Raw genomic sequence first — 8,985 nt, forward strand, 5'->3', positions numbered from 1 at the left:
CCGCCCCGCCCATCGGAGACCGCCCATGAGCGCCACCCCTGACGCCATGACCGCCTTCACCAGCGGTCTCGCGGACATCGACCTCGACGGGTCCGGCGCCCCGCACAGCGGCGAAAAGGCCGCCACCGTGAAGTCGGCCGGCGCCACCGGCCACGACATGGCCGCCACCCTGTCCGGCAAGGGCGGCCAAGGCCGTCGCGCGCGGGACGGCCACGCTGTCCCGGGGCGACGCGCTGCGCTTCGTCCACGGCGACGCGGCAAGCTGGGCATCGTGCCGTGGATGAGCGGACTGCCGATGGAGAGCTACCGTCACCAGATCGCCGTCCGCCGATGAACCGCCCTCCGGCGTCACGCCGTTCGGGCCGAAAGGGGGAGACGTGAGCGTACGGCTGTTCGCCGTCGCCGCCGGTACCGAGGACCTCCTGCAGGCGCTCCTTCACACGCATCTGGAGCGGATCCGCGCCGGCGGAACCCTTCGACCGCTGGCCCGGTACTGCCACGACGCCGCGACGGGCACGGCCGGCCCGTACCGCGTCGCGTTCGCCGTCGAGTCGTACACCGAACTGGAGAAGCAGCTCGAAGCGGTGCGCGCGGGCGAGGTGGAGCGCATCCCGGCGGAGCTCGCCACCCGGCGTCCCCCGCTGGTGTTCGTCTTCGCCGGACAGGGCGCCCAGTGGGACGGCATGGGCCGCGAACTGATCGCCACCGAGCCGGTGTTCCGGGAGACGCTGCACCGCTGCGACCGGCTCGTGCGCGAGTTCGCGGGATTCTCCGTCGTCGAGCAGCTGGGACTGCCCCCCGAGACGGCCCGCATGGACGAACTGGACGTCCTGCAGCCGACGACGGTGTCCCTGCAGATCGCCCTGACGGCGCTGTGGCGCAGCTGGGGCGTGGTGCCCGACGCGGTCGTCGGGCACAGCATGGGGGAGGTCGCCGCCGCGCACACCGCCGGTGCGCTGACCCTGCGCGATGCCGTCATGATCGCCTGTCGGCGCAGCGCGCTGCTGCGCCGGATCGCCGGCAAGGGGGCACTGGTCACGACGGAACTCTCGCCCGCCGAGGCGCACGCGCTGGCCGAGGCCGGCGGTGGCGGGATCGGCGTCGCCGGGGAGAACAGCCCCCGGTCGACCGTCCTGGCCGGTGACGCCCCCTCGCTCGCCGCGCTCGTCGACGAGCTGGCCCGACGGGACGTCTACTGCCGCGTGATCAAGGCAACGGCCGCCTCGCACAGCCATTACGTCGACGAGTTGCGCGAGGACCTCCACACCGCCCTGCGCTCGCTGGTACCGACCCCCACCCGGGTGCCGATGTACTCGACCGTGACGTCCGAGCCGGTGCCCGGAACCGACCTCGGCGCCGCGTACTGGGTGCGCAACCTCCGTGAGCCCGTGCGGTTCGCCGCCGCGGTGGAGAACCTGTTCGCCGCGGGGCACGAGGTGTTCGTCGAGGTCAGCGCCCACCCCGTGCTGATCGGCCCCGTCCGGCAGACGCTGGAGAGCGGTGAACGGCAGGGCTGGCTGCTGCCCTCCGGAAGACGGCGGGAGGAGCGCCGTTCGGTGCTCTCCTCACTCGGCGCGCTGTACGCCTGCGGACGCGAGCCGAACTGGGCGGCGCTGTCCCCGGGCGGGTCCGCGACGGCCCTGACCCCGTACCAGGCCGCCGTGCTGGACGCCGTGCGGCTGCCCAGGCCGGTGCCGGCCGAGGCGGCGGGGTAGGGGCGGGAAGAGCGGAGCAGGTGGTCCTGGCCGAGCGAGCCGGTCGCGCAGGTCTTGATCGCCGCGGCCGGGTGCCGATCACCCGCCGTCGGTGAGGTGGGGGCGTCCGGTCCCCGGCACCACGATCGCGGTGGCCACGTACGCGGCGCCGTCGTGGGTGAGGGTCCGCCAGTGTCCGGTGAAACGGTCGATCCGGCGCCCGCCGACCACCGGGCCGGGGACGTTCAGCGCGCAGGTGAAGGTGCCGTCCTCCGGGTCGGGGGTGATGACGGCGTCGCTGAAATCCAACCACCGGCCGGTCAGCGGGAACCACGTCTTGTACGTGCTCTCCTTGGCGCTGAAGAGCAGCCGGTCCCAGGCCACGGCCGGGTGCGAGGTGCTGAGCCGGTCCAGCGTGCGCCGCTCCTCGGGCAGTGCCACCAGCTTCTCGACGCCCGTGGGCAGGGGGGCGTGGGGTTCGGCGTCGATCCCGACCGAGGCGACCGCCGTGTTCCGGGCGACCGCCGCCGCGCGGTAGCCGTCGCAGTGGGTCATGCTGCCCACGATCCCCTCGGGCCAGATCGGGGCGCCACGGGTGCCGCGCAGAATCGGCCCGGGAGCGATGCCGAGCCCGGCCAACGCCGTGCGCGCGCACAGCCGGACGGTGGTGAACTCGCGTCGGCGTTTGTCAACCGCGCGTGCCACGAGGTCGGCCTCCTGCGGGTACAACTGGACGCCTGGGGGGTCCGTGAACAGTTCCACGACGGACACGTCCGGGAACAGCCCCGCCAGCAGGGCGGTTCCGGTGCCGGTGACGGCCGGGTGCGGGCGGTTCGCGCCACCGGCCTCAGAGGGGGGATCTGCGGTGTTCCACCCTGTTGAACCGGGTGTCCGTATCGCATCGTTCGGACGGAAACGCGGTTCCTGAATGCCTGTCATGAACGAAGCCTAACCTCGCAGAAGTGAGCACGATCGACCAAGATGCGTTCCGTCGAAGCGCGATTTCCGGCCTCAATGACCAAGGTTGGGTTTCCTGTGCACGACGGTACGTCCGAGGGCCCGCTAGCGTCGGCGGATCGCCGTGCCGCTGGGGGGACTTCATGGCAACACATCGCAGGGTGGGGAAGGTGACGAGGCAGCGCTGCCGTTCGTCATGGTCGCGTTCAGGCCATGGCGCTCGCGGTTCCGCCCCACTCGTCCGGTTCACGTGCGTGCCCGCATGCTGACCCGGCCGGCTGTTCTGGGGCTTCCCGCACTCTCCGTCAATGGTCTGTCCGAGAACTGGCTGTTACGTGAGACCGGTGATCTCCACTGGTCCCTCATCGGGGAGCACTTCGGCGTTCCCGTCGCCGAACTCGCCGACACCGAAGGCAATCGGCTGCTGCCCGCCTTCACCCGCGCCAGGCTCATCGCGGCCGACTCGCTGCGGTCCTTCACCGAGCACGACGAGGGAGAGCTGAGCGGCGCACTGACCAAGATCGACGAGCAGACGTTCGTCAGCGACATCCGTTTCGCCACGGCGACGGCGCACGTCGACGTCCGGCTGCTCACGGCCTTCGTCCACCGCGGCGCCGGCAACTGGCTCGTCCCCGGCACCCCGCGGCCCGAAGGCCGCGCCCCGGTGGCCCGGCCGACGGCGGAACACCTGGACTTCCACCGCGAGTTACGCGCACGGACCGCTCCGGCCCCCGACGCCGCCGGCCTGTTCAGCGACACGTACGAACTCAACCCGTTCGCGGACATGAACGCCGCCGGCCTGCTGTACTTCGCCTCGTACCCGCACATCAACGACCGCTGCGAGCGCAACTACGTCCAGTCGCTCGTGCCGGACGGCGAGTGGGCCGTCGAGGCCGTCACCCTCAGCCGCGACATCGTCTACCTCGGCAACTGCGGCATCGACGACGCGGTGCGCTACCGCCTGGACGACTGCCGACTGGAGGCGGACCACCGTGTGGTCCTGACGTCGTCCCTGCTGCGGGAACGCGACGGAAGGCCGCTCGCCCGCCTGGAGAGCGTCAAGCGGCTCGTGCGGCCCGGCGCCTGCGCGGCCCTGTGGGACGCCGCGGGAGCCCCGGTCGCGGCCCCCCGGGCACCGCGGACGGCCCTCGCGCCCGCCGACTTCGAGAGCGGCCCGCCCGCACCCGACGACGTCGAAGCCCGACTCCTGGCGCTGATGGAAAGCGTGCTCGACGAGCCCGCCGGGTCGCTGACCGCGGACGACGACCTGCGCCGGCGCGGACTGGACAGCCTGGCGCTGTCGGAGGCCGCTGCCCGGGCCCGGGACGAGAGCGGGCTGGAGATCGACCCCAGCACCATGTTCCAGGCGTTCACCGTCGCCGCCATGGCGCGCGTGCTGCGCGGTGAGCGCCCGGCCCCGGCCGTGCCGCCTGCCATGCCCCGCTCCGACGCGGGGGCGCCGATCGCCGTGGTCGGTATGGCCGGCCGGTTCCCCGGCGCGCCGAGCGTGCCCGAGCTGTGGGACCTGCTGGGCCGCGACGAGGACGCCGTCCGTGCCGTCCCGGTCGACCGCTGGGACACGGCCGCCCGCCCCGGACCGGTCGACAAGGCGGCCCTGCTCGACGACATCCGCCGCTTCGACCACGAGTTCTTCTCCATCAGCCCGCGCGAGGCCGCGCTGATGGACCCCCAGCAGCGGCTGCTGCTGGAGGTGGCGTGGGCGACGGCCGAGGACGCCGGGTGGGACCCCACCTCGCTGGCCGGCAGCCGCACGGGCGTCTACGCGGGCGTCTGCCACTCCGACTACGCCGCGGTCCTCGCCGAGCACGCCGGCCGCGACGAGCCGCACCTGAGCGTCGCGGTCTCCCCTTCCCTGGTGGCCAACCGGGTGTCCTACGCCCTCGGGCTGCGCGGGCCGAGCGTCGCCGTCGACACCCTCTGCTCCTCGTCCCTGGTGGCCGTCGCGCAGGCCGTCGCGGCACTGCGCGCCGGTGAGTGCGACCAGGCGTTCGCCGGCGGTGTGAACGTGCTGTGCGATCCCGCCCGGCACCACGCCTACCAGCGCACCGGCGTGCTGAGCCCGCGCGGCCGCTGTCACACCTTCGACGACGACGCCGACGGATACGTCCGGGGCGAGGGCGTCGGTGCCCTGCTGCTCAAGCCGCTGGACCGGGCACTGGCCGACGGCGACCGCGTGCACGCCGTGATCCGCGGCGTGGCCGTCAACCACGGCGGGCAGGCACAGTCCTTCACCGCGCCCGACCCGGACGCCCAGGCGGAGCTGCTCGTGACCGCGTACAACGCGGCGGGAGTCGACCCGGCGACCGTCGGCTACATCGAGGCGCACGGCACCGGCACGCGCTTGGGCGACCCCATCGAGATCTCCGCCGTGATCGCGGCGTTCGAGCGCCTCTACGACCAGTGGGGTCATCCGCAGCCGTCGCGGCCGCACTGCGGCGTGGGCTCGGTCAAGACCAGCATCGGCCACCTGGAGGCGGCCGCCGGGATCGCCGGAATGATCAAGGTGATCCTGGCCATGCGTCACCGGACGCTGCCGGCCAGCCGCAACGTGACCCGGCCGAACCGGATGATCAAGATCGAGGGCACACCGCTGCGGCTCCAACTCCGCCGGACGGCCTGGGAAGCGCCCGCCGGCGGCGGCCCGCGCCGGGCCGGCGTCAGCTCCTTCGGGATGGGCGGCACCAACGCGCACGTCGTGCTGGAGGACGCGCCCGAAACGGCCGTCCCGGCCACGACCGGCCCGCTCCCGGTGGTCGTCCCCGTCTCGGCCCGTACGCCGCGGGCCCTGCGCCAGGCCGTGGCCGCGCTGCTGGACGTCGTCCGCTCCGCGGACGCCCCGCCCCTGGCATCGATCGCGCGGACCCTGCAGACCGGGCGCGCTGCCCTGCCCTGCCGCGTCGCCGTCGAGGCGGCCGACCTAGGCGAACTGGCCGTGAAACTCGCCGAGGTCCTCACGGCCGCGCCGGCCGACGGCGAGGCACCGGCCGGGGACCGGGACACCGCCCCGGACCCGGAGTTCACGACCCCGGCCGCCCCGCCGGTGTCGCTGCCGACCTACCCCTTCAGCCGCGACCGGCACTGGGCGGTGCCCGTCGCGGGTGCCGAGTTCCTCACCACCACCTGGGAGGACGCGCCCGCACCCGACGCCGTCCACGACGGCCGGCTCCTGGTGGTCACCACCGACCCGGAGTTCGCCCGCACGGTGCTCGCGGACCGCGGCGTCGTGCACGTCCCCGGGGACCCGCTGCCCGAGGTGAGCGGGCTGACCGGCGTCGTCGACCTGGTCGACTGGTCCGCGCCCGGCACCCGGGTCACCGAGCGGATCGCCCTGCTGCAGCGGGTGCTCACCGCGAACCCCCGCATCGGGCTGCGCTGCGTGCACGTCAGCGGCGCCGAACGGTCCGCCCTCGCGGGCTTCTACCGTTCGCTGTCCGGCGAGTTCCCCGGCGTCCACGGGCGCACGGTCCGGGTGGACGGCGGCCCCGCCGAACTCGTGGCGGCCGTCAGGGCCGAGACGTCGGCGGCCGACCGGGAGACCGAGATCCGCTACGAGGGGCCCCGGCGCCGCCGCCCGGTGGCCGCCTTCGCCCCGGCGCCGGCCGGTGACGACCCGCTCGCCGGCCTCGGCCGCGGCGCGGTGCTCATCACGGGCGGCCTGGGCGGCATCGGGCTGCGACTGGCGGCCCATCTCGCCGACCGCGGTGCCCGGCACATCGTGCTGGTCGGCCGCTCCCGGATGCCGGTCCGCAACCAGTGGGCCGCCCTCGCCGCCGCGCCGTCCACCGACCCGGTCCTGCGGGGCCGGCTCACGGCGCTGCTCGCCCTGGTCGAGCGCGGGGTGACGCTGACCGTGCGGACCGACGCGCTGGACGACGTCACCTCGCTCCGGCGGCTGATCGGCCGCGTCAGGAAGCAGGCCGGCGGGATCGACGCCGTCTTCCACTGCGCGGGCGTCATGGACCCGCCCGCGTCCTTCCTCTCCCGGACGGCCGAGGAGATCTCCCACGTGCTGCGGCCGAAGGCCGACGGTCTGCGGGTGCTGTGGTCGGCCTTCGGGCCGACGCCACCGCGGCTCATGGTGCTGTTCTCCTCGGTGGCCGGAGCGGTGCCGCGGCTGGCCGCGGGCCACTTGGACTACGCGGCGGCCAACACCGTGCTCGACGACTTCGCCGCCGCCCACGACGGCGAGTCCGGTTGTGCGGTGCGAGCCCTGCGCTGGCCGCTCTGGCGCGGCGTGGGAATGGGACTCGGGCGGACGAGCGCCGGCGGTGCGCTCGGCATCCCCGACCTGGACGGAAGCGACGCCCTGGAACTGCTCGACCTCGCCCTGCGGGTGCCCGGCGAACCCGTGGTCCTGCCCTGCCGGGTGGAGCGCGCGTCGCCGGCCGCGGGCGAGCTGTTCCTGGCGCCGTCGCGCACCGCCCCGGCGGAGCGTGCCCCCTCGCGTCCCGTACCCGCCGCCCCGACCGCCGACGGTGCCGGCGTTCCGACGGACGCCGCCGAACGAGCCGCCGCCCGCACCGCCCCGGGTACGGCGGCGGACCTCGAGTGGCTGATCGCCCTGGTGGCCCGGACGACCAAGGTCGACCCGGCGCTGCTGGGACCCGACACCGTACTCGGCGACGTCGGCGTGGACTCGCTGCTGATGGCCGAACTGGTGCGGGACCTCGAAGCGGAGCTCGGTCATGCGGTCGACCCGAGCCTGCTCCAGGAACACCCGACGCCCGCCGGGCTCGCCGCCGCGCTCGGCGCACCCACCACCGCCCGCGCCCCCGACCCGGCCGGACGGCCCGCGCGTACCCCCGTCGAGGAACCGGCCCCCGCCCCCGCCCCCGACGGGAAACCGACCCCGATCGCCGTGATCGGCATGGGCTGCCGCCTGCCGGGCGCCGCCGACCCCGGACAGCTCTGGGACGTGCTGCTGGCGGGACGCGACCTCGTCACCGAGGTGCCGGCCGACCGCTGGGACACAGGCTCGCTCTACAGCCCGCTCGGCGGCCCGGGGCGCAGCCGGAGCAAGTGGGGCGGATTCCTGGACGACGCCGCCCTGTTCGACCCGGAGTTCTTCGGCTTCGACGACGAGTCGGCCCGGCAGCTGGACCCGCTCGCGCGCAAGGCGCTGGAGGTGTCCGTGGAGTGCCTGCGGGACGCCGGCTACCGCGAGGACGAGCTGCGGGGCCGACCGCTGGGGGTCTTCGTCGGTACGCGGACGGGCAACCACCGCGCGCACCTACAACCCCCGACCCGGCAGTACACGGCCGGGGTCAACCAGAACTTCGTGGCCGCGCACATCTCGCACTTCCTCGACCTCACCGGGCCGAACCTCGTGGTCGACAGCGCCTGTTCGTCGTCGCTGGTGACCATTCACCTGGCCGCGCAGAGCCTGGCCTCGGGCGAGTCGTCCATGGCCCTGGCCGGGGGAGTGGACCTGCTGTACGACGAGGAGCCCTACCTCATGCTCAGCGCCGGCAAGGCGCTGTCGCCCAGCGGCCGGTGCCGCACCTTCGACGAGTCCGCCGACGGCCTCGTCCCCGGCGAGGGCGCCGGGATGGTGCTGCTCAAGCGGCTCGCCGACGCACAGCGCGACGGGGACCGGGTGCTCGCCGTCATCGAGTCGTCGGGCGTCAACAACGACGGCAGGACCATGGGGCACACCACCCCCAACGGACGCGCCCAACGCGCCCTGGTCGCCGATGTGCTCGCCCGCGGCGGGATCGACGCGCGCACGATCGGGTACGTCGAGGCCCACGGCACCGGCACGATGATCGGCGACCCGATCGAGCTCCAGGCGCTGACGACCGTCCACCGGACCCACACGTACGACCGCGGCTACTGCGGCATCGGCAGCATCAAGAGCACGATGGGCCACCTGCTCAGCGCGGCGGGCGTCGCCGGGTTCATCAAGGCCGTACAGATCCTGCGGCACGGCCGCCTCGTGCCCACCCTGCACTGTGACCGGCCGAACCCGCGCTTCGCGTTCGCCGAGTCGCCGTTCTTCCCGGTGACGCGGGCCATGGACCTGCCGCCCGGCAGCCGGGTCGGCGTCAGCGCGTTCGGCTTCGGCGGCACCAACGCCCATGTCGTGCTGGGGCCCGGCACCCCCGGCGAACCGGGCAGGCCCCCGCTGCCGCTGCCCGTCTACCGGCGCAGCCGGTTCTGGCGCCTTCCCGCCGAGCCTCGCCCGGCCACGAAGCCGGTCCGCTCGGCCCGGCTCGATCTGACCTTCACCTGACCCGGCCCGACCTTCACGCAACCCGCGCGCCCGGGCCGTGGATCACGCTCCGCCGCATCGCCGATCACCAGGAGAGAACAC

The 8,985-nt window shown here is 74.1% G+C and carries 4 protein-coding genes; 3 read left to right on the forward strand and 1 reads right to left on the reverse strand.

What is annotated here, in order from left to right:
* Positions 1-25 precede the first annotated feature (25 nt).
* Together FHS38_RS05780 and FHS38_RS05785 are read left to right on the forward strand one after the other, a co-directional pair.
* Positions 26-334 (forward strand): hypothetical protein, encoded by a 309-nt coding sequence (locus tag FHS38_RS05780; RefSeq protein ID WP_184731446.1) that lies wholly within the window; start codon positions 26-28, stop codon positions 332-334.
* A 43-nt stretch (positions 335-377) separates the two neighbouring features.
* The gene (locus FHS38_RS05785; RefSeq protein WP_184731448.1) at positions 378-1,715 is read left to right on the forward strand and encodes an acyltransferase domain-containing protein; all 1,338 of its coding nucleotides are present in this window, start codon (positions 378-380) and stop codon (positions 1,713-1,715) included.
* Between the two features lie 78 nt (positions 1,716-1,793).
* Here the strand turns inward: FHS38_RS05785 and FHS38_RS05790 are convergent, their stop codons facing one another.
* A complete protein-coding gene (locus FHS38_RS05790; protein ID WP_311775266.1) occupies positions 1,794-2,399 on the reverse strand; it encodes a 4'-phosphopantetheinyl transferase family protein in 606 nt (201 codons plus the stop codon).
* A 514-nt stretch (positions 2,400-2,913) separates the two neighbouring features.
* Here FHS38_RS05790 and FHS38_RS05795 point away from each other — a divergent pair.
* Positions 2,914-8,904, forward strand: coding sequence for a beta-ketoacyl synthase N-terminal-like domain-containing protein (locus FHS38_RS05795; RefSeq protein ID WP_221494668.1), 5,991 nt, complete (start codon positions 2,914-2,916; stop codon positions 8,902-8,904).
* Positions 8,905-8,985: the final 81 nt, after the last annotated feature.

Origin of the sequence: Streptomyces netropsis (assembly GCF_014203545.1) — a bacterium.
GTDB classification, from domain to species: domain Bacteria; phylum Actinomycetota; class Actinomycetes; order Streptomycetales; family Streptomycetaceae; genus Streptomyces; species Streptomyces netropsis.

Bases quoted from the DNA above. Each gene is read 5' to 3' on its own strand.
- FHS38_RS05780 (WP_184731446.1), top strand. From the start codon at position 26: ATGAGCGCCACCCCTGACGCCATGACCGCCTTCACCAGCGGTCTCGCG.
- FHS38_RS05795 (WP_221494668.1), top strand. From the start codon at position 2,914: ATGCTGACCCGGCCGGCTGTTCTGGGGCTTCCCGCACTCTCCGTCAAT.